Annotated in this window: 14 protein-coding genes and 1 pseudogene; 9 read left to right on the forward strand and 6 right to left on the reverse strand. The window is 57.4% G+C overall.

What is annotated here, in order from left to right; all coding sequences use genetic code 11:
* The first annotated feature begins 54 nt into the window (after positions 1-54).
* The 5 genes from ltnD to LC417_RS00545 all read left to right on the forward strand — a co-directional run bounded on the left by ltnD (position 55) and on the right by LC417_RS00545 (position 5,125).
* Positions 55-960 (forward strand): L-threonate dehydrogenase, encoded by a 906-nt coding sequence (gene ltnD, locus LC417_RS00525; RefSeq protein WP_223565327.1) that lies wholly within the window; start codon positions 55-57, stop codon positions 958-960.
* On the forward strand, positions 960-2,222 hold the full coding sequence (gene otnK, locus LC417_RS00530; protein ID WP_223565328.1) for a 3-oxo-tetronate kinase: 1,263 nt from the start codon (positions 960-962) through the stop codon (positions 2,220-2,222). The genes ltnD and otnK overlap by 1 nt, the downstream gene beginning before the upstream one ends.
* Positions 2,215-2,859, forward strand: coding sequence for an aldolase (locus LC417_RS00535; protein WP_010248031.1), 645 nt, complete (start codon positions 2,215-2,217; stop codon positions 2,857-2,859). Before otnK ends, LC417_RS00535 begins: the two co-directional genes overlap by 8 nt.
* A complete protein-coding gene (locus tag LC417_RS00540) occupies positions 2,859-3,644 on the forward strand; it encodes an HPr family phosphocarrier protein (RefSeq protein ID WP_223565329.1) in 786 nt (261 codons plus the stop codon). Before LC417_RS00535 ends, LC417_RS00540 begins: the two co-directional genes overlap by 1 nt.
* A 125-nt stretch (positions 3,645-3,769) precedes the next feature.
* Positions 3,770-5,125, forward strand: a complete 1,356-nt coding sequence (locus tag LC417_RS00545) for a GntP family transporter (RefSeq protein ID WP_061703789.1) — start codon at positions 3,770-3,772, stop codon at positions 5,123-5,125.
* A 64-nt stretch (positions 5,126-5,189) separates the two neighbouring features.
* Here the strand turns inward: LC417_RS00545 and sbcB are convergent, their stop codons facing one another.
* Both sbcB and LC417_RS00555 read right to left on the reverse strand, forming a co-directional pair.
* Positions 5,190-6,617 (reverse strand): exodeoxyribonuclease I, encoded by a 1,428-nt coding sequence (gene sbcB / locus LC417_RS00550; RefSeq protein ID WP_223565330.1) that lies wholly within the window; start codon positions 6,615-6,617, stop codon positions 5,190-5,192.
* A gap of 260 nt (positions 6,618-6,877) precedes the next feature.
* A pseudogene (locus tag LC417_RS00555) lies at positions 6,878-7,087 on the reverse strand (type VI secretion system tube protein Hcp); the annotation flags it as partial.
* 152 nt (positions 7,088-7,239) lie between these two features.
* Between LC417_RS00555 and dacD the strand changes: the two are divergent.
* The 3 genes from dacD (at position 7,240) to tmaR (ending at position 10,214) form a co-directional block, all read left to right on the forward strand.
* Positions 7,240-8,403 (forward strand): serine-type D-Ala-D-Ala carboxypeptidase DacD, encoded by a 1,164-nt coding sequence (gene dacD / locus LC417_RS00560; protein WP_010670946.1) that lies wholly within the window; start codon positions 7,240-7,242, stop codon positions 8,401-8,403.
* A 265-nt stretch (positions 8,404-8,668) separates the two neighbouring features.
* A complete protein-coding gene (locus LC417_RS00565) occupies positions 8,669-9,727 on the forward strand; it encodes an FUSC family protein (protein ID WP_010670945.1) in 1,059 nt (352 codons plus the stop codon).
* Between the two features lie 160 nt (positions 9,728-9,887).
* On the forward strand, positions 9,888-10,214 hold the full coding sequence (tmaR, locus tag LC417_RS00570; protein ID WP_004571340.1) for a PTS system regulator TmaR: 327 nt from the start codon (positions 9,888-9,890) through the stop codon (positions 10,212-10,214).
* A 93-nt stretch (positions 10,215-10,307) separates the two neighbouring features.
* Here tmaR and LC417_RS00575 read toward each other — a convergent pair whose 3' ends face one another.
* From LC417_RS00575 to LC417_RS00590, 4 genes are all read right to left on the reverse strand, one after another.
* Positions 10,308-11,369: a LacI family DNA-binding transcriptional regulator gene (locus LC417_RS00575; protein ID WP_223565331.1), complete on the reverse strand. Its 1,062-nt coding sequence runs from the start codon at positions 11,367-11,369 to the stop codon at positions 10,308-10,310.
* 129 nt (positions 11,370-11,498) lie between these two features.
* Positions 11,499-12,413: a ketopantoate reductase family protein gene (locus tag LC417_RS00580; RefSeq protein ID WP_223565332.1), complete on the reverse strand. Its 915-nt coding sequence runs from the start codon at positions 12,411-12,413 to the stop codon at positions 11,499-11,501.
* Between the two features lie 185 nt (positions 12,414-12,598).
* Positions 12,599-13,372, reverse strand: coding sequence for a phosphate/phosphite/phosphonate ABC transporter substrate-binding protein (locus LC417_RS00585; RefSeq protein WP_045140271.1), 774 nt, complete (start codon positions 13,370-13,372; stop codon positions 12,599-12,601).
* A complete protein-coding gene (locus LC417_RS00590; protein WP_010670941.1) occupies positions 13,365-14,327 on the reverse strand; it encodes a fatty acid desaturase in 963 nt (320 codons plus the stop codon). The genes LC417_RS00585 and LC417_RS00590 overlap by 8 nt, the downstream gene beginning before the upstream one ends.
* A gap of 208 nt (positions 14,328-14,535) precedes the next feature.
* Between LC417_RS00590 and LC417_RS00595 the strand changes: the two genes are divergently transcribed.
* Positions 14,536-15,558, forward strand: a complete 1,023-nt coding sequence (locus LC417_RS00595) for an LLM class flavin-dependent oxidoreductase (RefSeq protein ID WP_163640063.1) — start codon at positions 14,536-14,538, stop codon at positions 15,556-15,558.
* Positions 15,559-15,965: the final 407 nt, after the last annotated feature.

Genomic DNA, 15,965 nt, shown 5'->3' on the forward strand with positions numbered 1-15,965 from the left:
CAGGATTAACAGTAACAAACAAATAATCACTTAAATTAACAGTGGAGGCGTATCGTGCCAGCTGAAAATATCTGCGTTATCGGGTTAGGTTCCATGGGCATGGGTGCCGCGAAATCCTGCCTGCGTGCCGGCCTCAATACCTGGGGTGTCGATTTGAATCCCGCCGCGCTTGAGAACTTACGCCTGGCAGGCGCGCGTGATGCGCAGCCTTCAGCATCCGCCTTTGCAGAACAGCTTGATGCCGTTTTGCTGCTGGTGGTTAATGCGCAGCAGGTTAACGCCATTCTGTTTGGTGAAGAGGGCCTGGCCGCAAAACTGCGTCCCGGCACCGTGGTCATGGTCTCATCCACATTGTCCGCCCGGGATGCGCAGCAGATTGAACAACAGCTGGCGCAATATCAGCTGCTGATGCTGGATGCACCGGTCTCCGGCGGTGCCGCTAAAGCGGCCAGCGGTGAGATGACGGTGATGGCGTCCGGCAGTGAAGCGGCTTTTACGCAACTGCAATCTGTACTGGATGCCGTGGCAGCCAAAGTGTATCGCGTGGGCAGTGAGATCGGCCTCGGATCAACCGTCAAAATTATCCATCAGCTGCTGGCGGGTGTTCACATCGCGGTTGGGGCAGAAGCGATGGCGCTGGCGGCGCGTGCCGGCATCCCGCTGGAAACCATGTATGAAGTGGTCACCAACGCCGCAGGCAATTCATGGATGTTCGAAAACCGCATGCGGCATGTGGTGGATGGCGACTACAGCCCGAAATCGGCGGTCGATATCTTTGTGAAAGATCTCAACCTGGTGGCCGATACCGCGAAATCCCTGCACTTCCCGCTGCCGCTGGCCTCAACCGCCCTCAATATGTTCACCGAAGCCAGCAACGCCGGTTACGGCCGGGAAGATGACAGTGCAGTGATTAAAATCTTCAGCGGCATCACGCTGCCGCAGGCAGAGGAGAAAATCTGATGCGGCTTGGCGTGATAGCGGACGATTTTACCGGTGCGACTGACATCGCCAGTTTTCTGGTGCAGAACGGGCTGACCACTATTCAGTTCAACGGCATTCCTGACAGCGAGGAAATCATAGAGGCGCAGGCGATTGTGGTCAGCCTGAAGAGCCGCTCCTGTCCGGCAGACCAGGCGGTTGCTCAGTCACTGGCTGCGCTGGCATGGCTGCAGAAGCAAGGCTGTGAGCGCTTCTACTTCAAATATTGTTCCACCTTCGACAGCACCGCGCAGGGCAATATCGGTCCGGTAACCGACGCCCTGCTGCAGGCGCTGGGTGAAACGCAGACGGTGATCTGTCCGGCGCTGCCGGTGAATGGCCGCACTGTTTATCAGGGCTACCTGTTTGTCGGCGATCAGCTGCTGTCAGAGTCTGGTATGCGGCATCACCCGGTTACACCGATGCACGACAGCAACCTGCTGCGGCTGATGACATCACAGGCGAGGGGCAAAGCCGGTCTGATCGCTGCGGCACAGGTCGATCAGGGCGCTGAGTCAGTACGGCAGGCGCTGGGTCAGCTGGCGGCGCAGGGGCTCAACTACGTCGTAACTGACGTCCTGCATCAGGAACATCTGTTGACGCTGGGCGAAGCACTGAGCGATCTGCGGCTGGTCACCGGCGGTTCCGGGCTGGCCATCGGTCTGGCACGGCAGTGGGCGACGGCTGAGAGTGATGCAAAAGCGGAGCAGGCAGGCCGTCCGCAGGGCGATCGCGCCGTGGTGCTTTCCGGTTCCTGTTCACAGATGACCAATCGTCAGGTCGCCGCGTACCGCCAGCTGGTACCGGCCTGCGAAGTTGAGACTGAACGCTGTCTGGAAGATGCCGTGGCTTATGCCAGGCAGTTATGCGACTGGGTGGAAGCGAACAGCGATCAGGCACTGGCACCCCTGCTGTTTGCCACCGCTGACGCGCAACACTTGCAGGCGATTCAACAGCGTTATGGTGCTCAGCGCAGCAGCGAAGCGGTTGAGCAGCTGTTTGCTGCCGTCACCCGCGAGCTGAAACGGCGCGGATGGCAGCGCTTTATCGTGGCGGGTGGCGAAACCTCCGGCGTGGTCGCACAGAGCCTGGGTGTGACGGCCTTTCACATCGGCCCGACGATTTCGCCCGGCGTGCCCTGGGTGCGCGACATTCATCAGCCGCTCTCTCTGGCACTGAAATCGGGCAATTTTGGCGATGAAGATTTCTTCCGCCGCGCGCAAACGGAGTTTACTGATGTCTGAATCTTTCTCTTTAACGGAACAGCAGGCGCGTGACGAGATGGTGCGTCTTGGCGCTTCGTTCTTTCAGCGCGGCTATGCCACCGGCTCGGCGGGCAACCTCTCAATGTTGCTGGAGGATGGCAATCTGCTGGCGACACCCACCGGTTCATGCCTGGGTGAATTACAGGGTGACCGGCTGGCAAAAGTCACGCCTGACGGCGAATGGATCTCAGGCGATAAACCCTCCAAAGAGATTGCGTTTCACCGCGCGCTCTATCTGAATAATCCCGACTGCAGGGCGGTGGTGCATCTGCATAGCCACTACCTGACGGCGCTCTCCTGTTTACAGGGGCTGGACACGGACAACTGCATCCGTCCGTTTACCCCCTATGTGGTGATGCGTGTCGGTGATGTGCCGGTTGTGCCTTACTACAAGCCGGGTGATGGGCGACTGGCCGAGGATCTCGCGGCGCTGGCTCCACGTTACCGTGCCTTCCTGCTGGCGAATCATGGCCCGGTGGTAGTGGGGAAATCGTTGCAGGAAGCGGCAGACAACACTGAAGAGCTGGAGGAGACCGCCCGGCTGATCTTTACCCTGGGCGACCGCCCGATCCGTTATCTCAATGATGCCGAAGTGGCGGAATTAAGGAGCCGATAATGCCGAAGTTTGCTGCTAACCTTTCGACGCAGTTTACTGAATTGCCGTTTGCTGAACGCTTCGCTGCAGCGGCGAAAGCCGGTTTCACTGCCGTCGAATTTCTGTTTCCTTATGACTATCCCGCCACGCAGATCAAGCAGTGGCTTGATGATAACCAGCTGGAACTGGTGCTGTTTAATACCGCACCCGGCAACGTCGCAGCGGGTGAGTGGGGCGTTTCGGCCATCCCCGGACGGGAAGCGGAAGCAAAGGCGGATATCGATCGCGCCCTGAGCTATGCGCTGGCGCTGAACTGCCCGCAGGTGCACATCATGGCGGCGACGGTGCCGCCCGACGCTGACCGTCAGCGCTACGTTGAGACCTTTATCAGCAATATGCGTTATGCGGCTGAGCGCTTTGCGCCGCACGGCATCATCCTGCTGATTGAGGCGCTTAATCCCACCACCAAACCCAACTATCTTTATGCCAGCCAGTATCAGACGCTGGAGATGGTCGAACAGATCGATCGACCCAATGTCTTCACTCAGCTCGACCTGTTCCATGCGCAACGGGTGGATGGCAACCTCAGCCATCTGATTCGCCACTACGCCGGACGCTATCGGCACGTGCAGATTGCTTCGGCACCGGATCGTCATGAACCGGATGAGGGTGAAATCAACTACCCCTATCTCTACTCACTGCTGGATGAGGTCGGCTATTCCGGCTGGGTGGGCTGCGAATATGTCCCGCGCGGCAGCACTACCGCTGGTCTTGGCTGGTTTGCGCCCTGGGCGAGAAAAACCTGATTTAATGGGCTAAAAAAACCGGTGTTTCGGCACCGGTTGAGATTTTTTCGTCCTTTTTCTGACCCTGCATCTGTTTATTCTGTACGCCGATAACCTAAAAAATATAACAATTTCTGAGGTTTACTATGTCCACCGCACTGCTGTTAGCCATAGCGACCGCCAGCATCGTGATCCTGCTGCTGCTGGTCATCAAAGCCAAAGTTCATCCCTTTGTCGCCCTGTTAATTGTCAGTCTGCTGGTGGCCATCGCCACCGGCATTCCGGCTGAAAAAATCATGGAGACGATTATCACCGGGATGGGCGGGCTGCTCGGTCACATCACCATCATCATCGTGCTTGGTGCCATGCTCGGGGCGATTATTGAAGCCTCGGGCGGTGCCGAGTCGCTGGCGCAGCGTTTCAGTAAAACGCTGGGGCTGAAGCGTACCGTTGCGGCATTGACCATGGCGGCCTTTATCCTTGGCATCCCGGTATTTTTTGAAGTCGGTTTTATCATTGTTATTCCGCTGATTTATGGCTTTACCAAAGTGGCGCGGGTCTCGCCGCTGAAGTTTGGCCTGCCGATGGCGGGTGTGATGCTGACGGTACATGTGGCATTGCCGACCCATCCGGGCGCAGCGGCGGCAGCCGGGATCCTGCACACCGACATGGGATGGCTGATGATACTGGGAATCGCGATTTCCGTGCCGGTCGGGATCATCGGCTACTACGTAGCGAAATTCATGAACCGTCGCCACTACCCTCTGTCGGTGGAGGTGCTGGAACAGTTGCAGATGGCGAAGCCGGAAGGGCAGGAAAAGAAGAATGAACCGGCACCACCCGGTGCGCTCACCATCAGCGGCCTGATTGTGGTCCCGATTGTATTGATCGTGCTGGGAACTCTGTCACACACACTGCTGGCTGAAGGGAGTCTGCTGCGTAGTGTGATGACCGTGATCGGCACACCGCCGATTGCCCTGCTGATTGCCTTAGGGCTGGCGGCCTGGCTGCTGGGCGTACGGCGTGGCTGGAGCAAAGATAAGCTGGAAGATCTGACCGGCCGGGCCATTCCCACCTCAGCCAGCGTGATTCTGGTGGCCGGGGCCGGTGGTGCATTCGGCAAAGTGCTGGTGGAGTCGGGCGTGGGTAAAGCGCTGGCGGTCACGCTTGAAACGCTGCATCTGCCGCTGGTGCCAGCGGCATTTATCCTGTCGCTGGCGCTGCGTGCATCACAGGGTTCCGCCACGGTGGCGATCCTGACCACCAGCGGGCTGCTGACGCAGGCGGTGACCGGCGTGACGGATATGCAACGGGTACTGGTCACCCTGGCGGCCTGTTTTGGTGGTCTGGGATTATCGCATGTCAATGATGCAGGATTCTGGGTAGTGACCCGTTATCTGGGACTTTCGGTGGCCGACGGTTTACGCACCTGGACGGTGCTGACAACACTAATGGGGCTGAGCGGCTTTGCGCTGACCTGGCTGGCGTGGACAGTGTTATAACCCGGATAGCGCACGCTCACCCGGCAGAAGCAGGCCGGGTGAGGTGAAGGGACGGCAGAGCGGCTCAGGAGACCAGCTCCTGGGCATAGAGATAGAGCGCTTTAAGCTGCCCAACCTTTTCTGCATCCGCTTCATGCAGATTCGCCAGAGCTTCCAGTTCCTGCATAAAAGCCTGCACCCGCTCGGCATTCAGCACCTCACGGCGGTGCTGCAACCAGCGTTGCTGCTCGGCATCGTCCAGCGTGCCGGGGAAGTTACGCGCCCGGTAGCGGAACAGCAGTTTCGCTACCCGCGCACTCTCAAAGCTCAGGTCCAGCGCAGGCAGATTCGCAGGCGCGGTCTGACGGATAATATTCATCCCCGCCCGGTCGGCATCACTGAAGAAGCCATCATAGAGTTGTGTGTCCACATCATCTGACGGCGTAAAAGGCTCCGCTTCGGCAAACAGCGTGACCAGTTTTTCCCGCACGTCGGGCTGCTGACGCAGCAGCGCCAGATTCGCCAGGCAGTGCTGACGATCAATATTCAGCCGGGCCGCATCTTCCGGTCGTAGCGTACTGGCAGGCGCCAGCACCGGACACTTATTGATATGTACCAGTTTGACCGGCACCGCAGGCAGATCGCCGAGATCGTTTTTCGGCGTGTAAAGACGCTCACGCAGCGTATCGGCATCCAGTTGCAGCAGCGGTGACATGTCGCCCGCCAGATCCACCACAATCAGCGCATTGCGGTTATCGGGATGCCAGGCCAGCGGTACGATCCAACTGGTGTTACCGCGCGCGGCACCGAACATGCCGGAGACATGAACCAGCGGTTTCATCTGCGGGATATCAATCAGGTTCATCAGCTTGTTTTTGTTACGATGGGTAAACAAAAACTCAAACAGTTTTGGCTGCTTCTCCTTCACCAGCTTCGCCATCGCCAGCGTGGCGTAAACGTCGGACATGGCATCGTGCGCATTTTCATGGGAGACGCCGTTTGCTTTGGTCAGATGCTCCAGCCGGAAGCTGGGAAAACTTTCTTCATTCTCCGGCCAGTTGATCCCTTCTGGCCGTAACGCGTAGCAGGCACGCATCACGTCGAGCAGGTCCCAGCGTGAGTTGCCGTTTTGCCAGGCCCAGCCATAGGGATCGTAAAAGTTGCGATAGAAGATATTGCGCGTCACTTCATCATCGAAACGCACGTTGTTGTAGCCCACCACACAGGTTTGCTCTGTGGTGAACAACGCATGGATGCGTTCAGCGAACTCAGCTTCGATCACGCCGCGACTCATCGCTATCTGCGGGGTAATGCCGGTGATCATCACCGCTTCGGGCTGTGGCAGATAGTCATCAGGCGGACGGCAGTAGAACACTTCGGGTTCGCCGACCGGATTAAACTCACTGTCGGTGCGCAGGCCGGCAAACTGGGCTGGCCGGTCACGAGAAGGGCTGGTGCCGAAGGTCTCGTAATCGTGGAAGAGGAAAGTGGGCTGTACGCGGTCGTTATTCAAATTTCATATCCGTTCATTGCGTTCACTAAACTGATGAACAGAAAGTCATCAGGCTTCCCGTTCGCTGGATGCCTTTCTTCATCGGCGCCTGGCTGCTGGTGCGAGAGCGGTGCCTTTGCCGGGCAAGGTCATGCAGGCTCAGGCTTCACTCACTACATGGTAAACCATAATCCGACTGGTCTGAAGTTTCGGATGGTAGCGGGGGGCGTAGTATCTGACTGAGCGGTCAGGGGCAAGGAGTAAAGCGGACTTTTTACCTCTCAGGCTGTAGCTCGCTCATTCCATGAGTCACGATAGATAATATTCCCTTCGACATATTTCCAGGTTATTGCTGCATAGCGTAATTCCGGTGTTTCCAGATGCGTGCTGCTCATGCCGCTGGGTGCAAGGCAGGGCGATACCGTAGTGACCTTAACGTTTTCCAGGATGATATTGAAATATTCGGTCTCATTTCCTGCATCAATTAGCCGTTACCACCCCCCTGCAGGCATCAGCCATACCCGTCGCAGTTCATACTTTTTTTCAATTTATTCAAACCTTCACAACGCTTTTGCCGTAAAACGTGCGGCTGTTTCCGTTTCGTTTTAGAAATTTTCTCTCCCGTGCAATTAAGGATGAAGTGTTGAAAAGGCGTCTGCTGTTCACCGTTACCGCTACTGTTTTTTGGGCCTCGCTGGCACAGGCTGATGCGATTCCCTTTCCTGTGACGCCACCAGCGATTGATGCGGCTTCCTGGGTGCTGATGGATGCCACCACAGGACAGGTTCTGACCGCTGGCAATCCCGATGAACGCCGTAATCCCGCCAGCCTGACCAAACTGATGACCGGTTACGTGGTTGATCGCGCCATTGACCAGAAGAAAATCAGCCGTGACGACATGGTTACGGTCGGAAAAGATGCCTGGGCGGCGGGTAATCCGGTGTTCAAAGGCTCCTCGCTGATGTTCCTGAAGCCAGGCGATAAGCTGAGCGTCCGGGATTTAAGCCGTGGCGTCATCATCGACTCCGGTAACGACGCCTGCGTTGCCTTGGCTGATTATGTGGCGGGCAGCGAAGCGAACTTCGTCGGCATGATGAATCACTACGTTGAGAAGCTCGGCCTGCAGAATACCCATTTTGAAACGGTTCATGGTCTGGATGCGCCGGGTCAGTTCTCCAGCGCGCTGGATATGGCGAAACTGTCACGCGCCATTATTGATGGTGAGCCTGATTTTTATGCCATGTACAGTGAGAAGACCCTGACCTGGAATGGCATTACCCAGAACAACCGTAATGGCCTGTTGTGGGATAATAATCTCCACGTTGATGGGTTGAAAACCGGTCACACTGAGACCGCGGGCTTTAACATCATCGCCTCGAATGTGGTGGGCAAGCATCGCCTGATCGCCGTCGTCATGGGCGGTAAAAGCCCGAAAGGCCGCGAAGAGCAGGCGCGTAAACTGCTGGTCTGGGGACAGAACACCTTTGATACCGTTCAGCTGTTCCATGCCGGTAAGAAAATTGGCAGCGAAAACGTCTGGTATGGCAATCCTCATCAGGTGGATGTGGGTACCGCAGAAGATGTTTATCTGTCACTGCCGCGCAGTGAAGTGCAGAACGTGAAGGCGAAGTACGTCATCGATCGCAAAGATCTGGAAGCCCCGCTGAAAGCCAACGAAGTCATTGGTGAAATTCAGGTGATGGATAAAGATCAGCAGATTGCCCACTATCCGCTGGTGGCGCTGAGTGCGGTTGAACCTGCAGGCGTCATTACCCGCCTGACGGATTATCTCAAGCAGAAGTTCTGATTAGCCGATTGTCAGCACTAAAACGGGTAGCCTGCGGGCTGCCCGTTTTTACTTGCACGCTGGCTGCCCTGAATGTGTTACTGAGAGCCGATAAAGGTTAAAAAATCGCATTAAGTTGTTTTTAACTTCCGGGAAAGTATGTGAGGCGGATGTTGATAATTGTAAGCGAACGTCAAAACTGTTTTAAATATCCGGCCCGCGCTAAGCCTGAGCCGCGTTCAGCGTTAAGATAGCCACACCATGTTCCCGCAACCGGAAAGTCATTTTGCGTCCCGATAAGCCCATATCAAAACTGGAGTTCTGGTTTTATCGCCATTATCGCTCCGTCCACGGTGTGCGTATTGCCATCGCCTTTTTGCTCTGCTTTATCTTTGTGCGGGCGACCGATATCCCTGAAGGCACCTGGCCGCTGATTACGCTGGTGGTGGTGATGGGGCCCATCTCCACCTGGGGAAATGTCTTTCCACGTGCACTGCAGCGCATCAGCGGCACGGTCGCCGGGTCAATATCCGGTCTGATCGCCCTGAAGCTGGAGCTGATCTCGATGCCGATGATGCTGGCCTGGTGCGGCATCATCATGATGATCAGTGGCTACCTGACGCTGGGCAAACATCCCTACATGGCGTTGTTGATCGGGATTACACTGAGCGTGGTCGTGGGCGCACCAACCGGCGATTTCACGATGGCACTGTGGCGCGGCGGTGATGTGATTCTGGGATCGCTGATGGCGCTGCTGTTTACCGCTATCTGGGCGCAGCGTGCCTATACACACTGGCGCATTCAACTCTCCGACGCGCTGGCGGAAATGGCAAAAATCTATCACGCCGGTTTCTCACCCAACCTGGTTGAAAAGCCGCGCCTTAACAAGCCGCTGGGCAAATTGCTGAGCAGCGTGATCAAAATGCGGGCGCTGCTGGAGCCGTCAAGCAAAGAGACGCGCATCCCAAAATCGGTGCTTGAAGCGATCCAGACCATCAACCGTAATATGGTTTACACCATTGAAATGCAGATTAATGCCTGGTGGGCATCGCGCGAGAGCCATCTGATTATGCTTAACGCGCCTGCATTACGACGCACCCAGCAGATGACTGAGAACACGCTGCGGGCGCTGTCGGTCATGGCGATTGAAGGGGAAACGGAAGAGGTGGTGGCTAACAGTCACGAGCTGACTGAAATCAGTGGCGAACTGCGGCGACTGATCGCGGAAGCGGGCAGCGAAGGTCTGGAGGAGACGCCGATCTACGGCTACGTCTGGCTGACACTGGAACTGGCAAAACAGCTGGAACGGATGACCGACCTGATGCGGATGGCGCTGCGCAAATAATCACCTCAGACAATGACTTAATGTGAAACAGGGTTTCTTTGCGCTAAGATAAGAGCCAGTCTGAATTTAGCTGTGAAAATTGCTTACCTGGCGGGCTAGCCGCTAAGCTGATCGTTTTGACTCTCTCCCTGCGTCAGCAGGCTCAAAGAAAGGTGCCATCATGGAAAATGCCAAGCAATCATTTCAGGACGTACTGGAGTTCGTGCGTATGTTCCGCCGCAAAAATAAACTGCAGCGTGAAATTGTCGACAACGAGAAGAAAATTCGCGACAACCAGAAGCGCGTACTGCTGCTCGACAACCTGAGCGAATATATCAAACCCGGCATGAGCGTTGAGGCTATTCAGGAAATCATCGCCAGCATGCGTGTGGATTATGAAGATCGCGTGGATGAGTACATCATCAAAAACGCCGACCTGTCTAAAGAGCGTCGCGAGCTGTCGAAAAAGATCAAAGCGATGGGCGTGGGCGAACACCCGAAAGCGTAAGGGCAGACAGCAGCGCGCAAGCGCCAGACGTCCTATGCCAACCCGCATCCACTCCGGTGGGGCGGGTTTTTTATTGCCTGCGTCAGCGCAGGGTTATTTTCCCGCCAGCCAGCGGGCGATCACCTGTAACTGCTGTGACAGCGCCACTAAATTGATCCGCTCATCAGCAGGCGGGGCGGTGGTCTCCCGGATCACCAGGGTGGTTTCCAGCGCGTTGTCTGACGCCTCTGCTCCCTGAAGCCGGGCCAGCATCCGCTCGACGCTCTGCGCGCCAAGAGAGTGCAAATCCTGCCGCACCGTGGTCAGCGGCGGCTGATACCACGCACTCTCGGCGGTGTCATCATATCCAATCACCGATATCTCGCCAGGAATGGCTACGCCATACTGATGCAGCGCCCGCATCGCACCCAACGCCATCTGATCGTTTGCCACCAGCAGCGCCTGCGGCAGATCGTCGGGAAGCTGCGCCAGCAGCGCCTGGTAACCCGACTGCGCGCTCCAGTCGCCGCGTAAAGAACAGTGCGGTGTCAGCTGATGATCGGCCAGCGTCTTACGCCATGCATTTTCACGCTGACGGGCCGAGACCGAGCGAAGCGGCCCGTTTAACAAACCAATCTGACGATGACCCAGCGCCACCAGATGTTCAACGGCGGCACGTGCGCCAGACTCATTCGGGTACTGACACTGCGCTACCGCCGCCTGGGGTTCGACATCCAGAAACAGCACCGGTTTGCTGCCGCAGAGCAACTGGATCTGTTGCGCCTCATCTGCCTCCAGCGGCAGGTTGATCAGCAGTCCATCGACCCGCTGTGCCAGCAGTTCATTCACCGTTGCTGCCGCATCGTTACCACTGTCCATGGCGATCACCAGATGATAACCCGCCCCGGCGGCGCGCTGCTGGATCGCTGAGGCGATCTGCGCAGGAGCCATCAGGGCCAGGTCGCTGGTGGCCAGACCCAGCGTGCGCGTCGCCTTACCGGCCAGCTGCTGCGCCACACGATTGGGCACATAATTGAGCTGCAGCATCGCCGCCTCAACCCTTTCCCGCGTGCGGGCTGACACCTGTTCAGAACGATTTAAAACACGTGAAACGGTTTGATATGAGACGCCGGCCAGTTGAGCGACATCATCGAGGGTCACGGAGCGGGAAGTCATTGAACTCTCCAAAAGATGAAGCGACGAGTGTAGCAAATTTTCCTGCTGCACTGCTGCTGCACACCACACTTTCACGACCACAAAAACCGGGTCCGTTGCAGCACCCGGTCACGGTATCTGGCAGGGCCATTAACGCTGCTGCAGATAGACCTGAAGGTTCACATCCACCGCGTTAAGCAGTGGCGTGGCGAGACTATGGCGTTTCGCCCGCAGCAGCAGGTCACCTATCACCTGATCGGCTTCGATATCAAAGCCCTGGGTTAAATCGCGGTACATTGAGGAGGTCATCGGGGTGGCCGGATCGCTTAACAGCTCAAGAATGCGGGCAGTGGCCGCCGGACGCGTCTGATAGCCTTCGGCAGTAATGACTGACAGAATCTCCGAGAAAACACCCTGTAACAGCGTTTCGCCGCCGCGCGAGGTGAGTATCTGTTGGGTATTTCCGCGCGCCAGGCAGCAAACCGCGCCGAGCGTGCTCAGCAGCAGCCATTTTTCCCACAGCTCATCCATGATGTTATCGCTGAATCGGGTATCGACCTGACAGTCACGCAGCGCCGCATCAACCCGCTGCAGTCGCGCATCGTTGTTACCGTCCAGCGCGCCATAATAGAGCTGATGCAGCGGCGTCATCTGGATTACTTCGCCATTGTCACCCAGCGTCGCGTTGATTTTGCACAGGCCGCCAATCACCCTATCTTCGCCGAAACGCTGTTGCAGCGTCGCGATGTGCCGCAATCCGTTCAGAATCGGCATGATCAATGTTTCCGGGCCCACTGCAGGTGCAATATCCTCCATCACCTGATCAAGGGCAAAGCTCTTCACCGTCACGATAATCAGATCATAGTGGCCTGTCAGGCTGCTCGCCTGGGCTAGCTGCGGCTTTAGCGTTTCAGTGCCCTGCGGCGTCTGCAACACCAGACCGCTGGCCTGAAGCTGCTGATAACGCCGTTCACGGACCAGAAAAGTCACGTCCTGGCCCGCCTGAGCCAGCCGTGCACCAAAATATCCACCGGTCGCGCCGGCGCCTGCCATCAGAATGCGCATCCCACTCTCCCTCTGCTGAAAACCTCTACCTTAGAACGCCGTGACCGGGCTTACCAGTCTTAGCCTCGGTCAGAGCGCATCGGGGAGCATGAAATGAGAGGCCGGGAAAGCGCGGGCAGGGAGGGGACGATGCAGAGAAATCAGATTTTCCCTGCCCGGTCAGCAGGGCGAAACAGAGGGGTGTGTTACAGCCGGGTGACGCCCAGCGCGGCAGCCTGCTGTTCCCACGCCAGCACGCCCTGATAATCGTCTCGCTGCACCGGGCTGAATCCGCCGATCAGGTTATCGTCGCAGACGGTGCGCCAGGCGGGATCGTTCACCAGCTGATGCAGCGCCGAGCGGAGTCTCTCCAGCCGGTCCACTGACGTCGGGGCTGCCGTAATCAATGGCAATCCGGGTGCGGCTGGCGTTTCACCGATGATATGCAGGCCGCGCAGCGCATCCGGCTCATAGCGCGCCAGCAGCGCCCAGCTGACGCAGTCGATAGCCGCGATATCCGCCTGTGAATCACGCAGTGCTGCCAGCGACTGACGATGCCCACCGCTCAGCAGTAGCTGCGAAAATCTCACGCCCTGAAGCGCAGCCACAAACCGCAGCGCGTTATAGCCGGAGTGAGAGTCCAGGCTGTTAGCTACGGCCCGCTGGTCGTTAAAATCGGCCAGCGTCGCCTGTTTGTCCCGCGCCACCAGCCAGCTGCGATAGTCACGGCCGGTGCAGCCTGGGGCCTGATAGTGAAAGGTGCCGACCAGCTGAACCGCAGGAAGCTGGCTGACCAGCGGATAGCCGCAGGTCTGGCTCAGCAGCAATCGATTATCCTGCCAGTGTGTCAGCAGATCCTCAGGCCAGACCGGCTGCGTAGCGATGCCGTGCTGCGTCAGCAGGGTAACCACTGCCTGCATCAGTGCTCGTGTGGCGGGCGGGTGAATCGCATACATCGGCAAGGCGAGCAGGTTATTCATGCGTTTTCTCCGCTGATCGTCCCGGATGGACATTGACCCCGACCGGTCTGACCCAGAACTGACGCAGCCAGACCCGATAACCCGCCACGCGAAAGCCATGATTGCGCTGGTAGTAATGCTCGCGGTCGCGCAGATAGAGGCGACGCAGGCCATACCAGGGGACGCCGGGGAGGTCGTGATGCACTGAATGGTAGTTCAGATTCAGGAATAGCATGCGCCACGGCCACGCCGCTTCATTATTCACCGACCGTGCCAGCGGATCGTCCGCCGCACGATGCTCATAGAAGGATCGCACTTTGGTCAGCGCCAGCGCCGGATAACTCACAGTCAGCAGATACCACAGCGGCGAAAATCCCTGCCGTGCCATCCAGAAAAACAGTAGTGCCAGCAGCGCCCCGTGCAGCAGCCACATCGCTATCGCGGATCGATCGCCACGGCGCAGTGCCTGCCACATCCCGCCGAAGGTCGCCGCTACATCCAGCAGCGGGCCGAGCAGCAACCGTCCCAAAAAAGTGTTACGCAGATGAATCAGCTGCTGCTGCCAGCGCGGTAACTTCGCCCAGCGAGCAGCGGAGAGGTAGTAGGTTTCCGGATCCTCATCCGGCTCAGTCAGGGTGTGATTGCGATGATGGGCCAGATGAGAATCGCGATAGAGTCCGTAGGGATACCAGACCGCCAGCGGCAGGGTGCCAAATAGCTGATTCACCCGCGGCCAGCGTGTGGGATGCCCGTGAATCAGCTCATGCTGCAGCGACATATACCAGCCAGTGAAGACGATCAGCAGCAGGGTGGCGGGCAGCCGTCCCAGCGTCTGCGCGTTCAGCATCACCGCAAACCAGCCGCCATAGATCACACCGATTAGCAGCCAGGTCGGCAGTTCGCTGCGCCAGAGCCAGCTGCGTGCGCGCGCTTTAAGCCAGGCGCGCTGCTGTAGAGAGAGATAACCGGTGTGCATGATTCACCTGACAGCGGAAGCGGGAATCTGAACAGTGAAAGAAAGGGCGGGCAAAGGCAAAGTGGATAATCTGCTTAGCTATGTCGAAATTCCTGAATATGGCGCTGAAAGATATTGACTATCAGTGGCGGCTCCGGGGGCGTAACCTTTCTCTATCAAAAATCGCCTTGCATCCACGGGCGTTTACCGCCTGTCAGGAGAAATACAGATGAAAAATATTGGCTTCTTATCCTTTGGTCACTGGACGCCTTCGTCTCAGTCCGCCACCCGTACCGCGCAGGATGTGTTACTGCAATCGATCGACTTAGCGGTCGCCGCCGAAGAGCTGGGCGCAGATGGCGCTTACTTCCGCGTCCACCATTTTGCCCGCCAGCTCAGCTCGCCGTTTCCGCTGCTGGCTGCCGTTGCAGCGCGCACCAAAACGATTGAGATCGGCACCGGTGTCATCGACATGCGCTACGAAAACCCACTCTACATGGTGGAAGACGCCAGCGCGGCAGACCTGATCTCCAATGGTCGTCTGCAACTGGGTCTGAGCCGCGGTTCACCTGAGCAGGTAATCGATGGCTGGCGTTACTTCGGCTTTGAACCGAAAGCGGGAGAAAGCGATGCGGATATGGGCCGTCGTCACACCGAAGAGTTTCTGGAGGTGCTGCGCGGCGAAGGTTTTGCTAAGCCAAATCCACAGCCCATGTTCCCCAATCCGCCAGGCCTGCTGCGTCCTGAGCCGCTCTCTGAAGGCCTGCGCGACCGCATCTGGTGGGGATCCGGCTCCAACGCCACCGCAGAATGGGCGGCAAAAATGGGCATGAACCTGCAAAGTTCAACCCTGAAAGATGATGAGACCGGCGAGCCGTTCCACATTCAGCAGGCAAAACAGATTCGCGCCTACCGTGAGGCCTGGAAAGCGGCGGGGCATCAGCATGAGCCACGCGTCTCCGTCAGTCGCAGCATCTTTGCGCTGGTAAATGATATGGACCGCGCGTACTTTGGCCGCAGCGGTAACGAACAGGATTCCGTGGGCTTTCTCGATGAGAAAACCCGCGCTATCTTTGGCCGCAGCTATGCCGCAGAGCCAGAGGCGTTAATTAAGCAGCTTGCGCAGGATGAGGCGATTTCCGAAGCCGACACCCTGCTGCTTACTGTGCCTAACCAGCTTGGTGTCGCCTACAACGCCCATGTGATTGAGGCGATCCTGAAGTATGTCGCCCCGGAACTCGGCTGGCGTTAAGTGACAGAGCGCCCTGAAGAGCAGGGCGCTGTGAGATCCACCGCAGGCGCAGATGACAAAGCGCCTGCGGTGATTCTGCTGTAAACGCGCGTCATCACTCCCCGCTTTTTCTGCTTTATCCTCTCTGAACTTCTCTCTGACGAGCCATTCCAGGCCCTGACAGAGCCTTTTCGTCACTCTGTTTCCAGTGTACGGAATATGCAGATTTTGTGACTTATGATTTATTTCGTCACTTGTTACTGAATGGGATGTTTCCTCTGCTCAGGGTGGGCCTGAACCCTTCATCAACGCATTTCCCTGGTTTAACGTGTTTTCATAACCTGTATGAACGGACAATGCCTTTACGCAATTTGTGACTATTGACAGCATTGGTCACATGATAAGAGAATGGCGTCACTCTCCTGCTT

The organism is Pantoea sp. OVA07A, from assembly GCF_019969975.1.
In the GTDB taxonomy this organism is placed as follows: Bacteria; Pseudomonadota; Gammaproteobacteria; order Enterobacterales; family Enterobacteriaceae; genus Pantoea; species Pantoea agglomerans.

What these genes read in the sequence shown, in the direction of transcription:
- LC417_RS00540 (WP_223565329.1), top strand. Translation starts at nt 2,859, where the DNA reads ATGCCGAAGTTTGCTGCTAACCTTTCGACGCAGTTTACTGAATTGCCG.
- LC417_RS00580 (WP_223565332.1), bottom strand. Translation starts at nt 12,413, where the DNA reads ATGCGCATTCTGATGGCAGGCGCCGGCGCGACCGGTGGATATTTTGGT.
- LC417_RS00545 (WP_061703789.1), top strand. Translation starts at nt 3,770, where the DNA reads ATGTCCACCGCACTGCTGTTAGCCATAGCGACCGCCAGCATCGTGATC.
- otnK (WP_223565328.1), top strand. Translation starts at nt 960, where the DNA reads ATGCGGCTTGGCGTGATAGCGGACGATTTTACCGGTGCGACTGACATC.
- LC417_RS00595 (WP_163640063.1), top strand. Translation starts at nt 14,536, where the DNA reads ATGAAAAATATTGGCTTCTTATCCTTTGGTCACTGGACGCCTTCGTCT.
- tmaR (WP_004571340.1), top strand. Translation starts at nt 9,888, where the DNA reads ATGGAAAATGCCAAGCAATCATTTCAGGACGTACTGGAGTTCGTGCGT.
- LC417_RS00535 (WP_010248031.1), top strand. Translation starts at nt 2,215, where the DNA reads ATGTCTGAATCTTTCTCTTTAACGGAACAGCAGGCGCGTGACGAGATG.
- LC417_RS00585 (WP_045140271.1), bottom strand. Translation starts at nt 13,372, where the DNA reads ATGAATAACCTGCTCGCCTTGCCGATGTATGCGATTCACCCGCCCGCC.
- LC417_RS00575 (WP_223565331.1), bottom strand. Translation starts at nt 11,369, where the DNA reads ATGACTTCCCGCTCCGTGACCCTCGATGATGTCGCTCAACTGGCCGGC.
- LC417_RS00590 (WP_010670941.1), bottom strand. Translation starts at nt 14,327, where the DNA reads ATGCACACCGGTTATCTCTCTCTACAGCAGCGCGCCTGGCTTAAAGCG.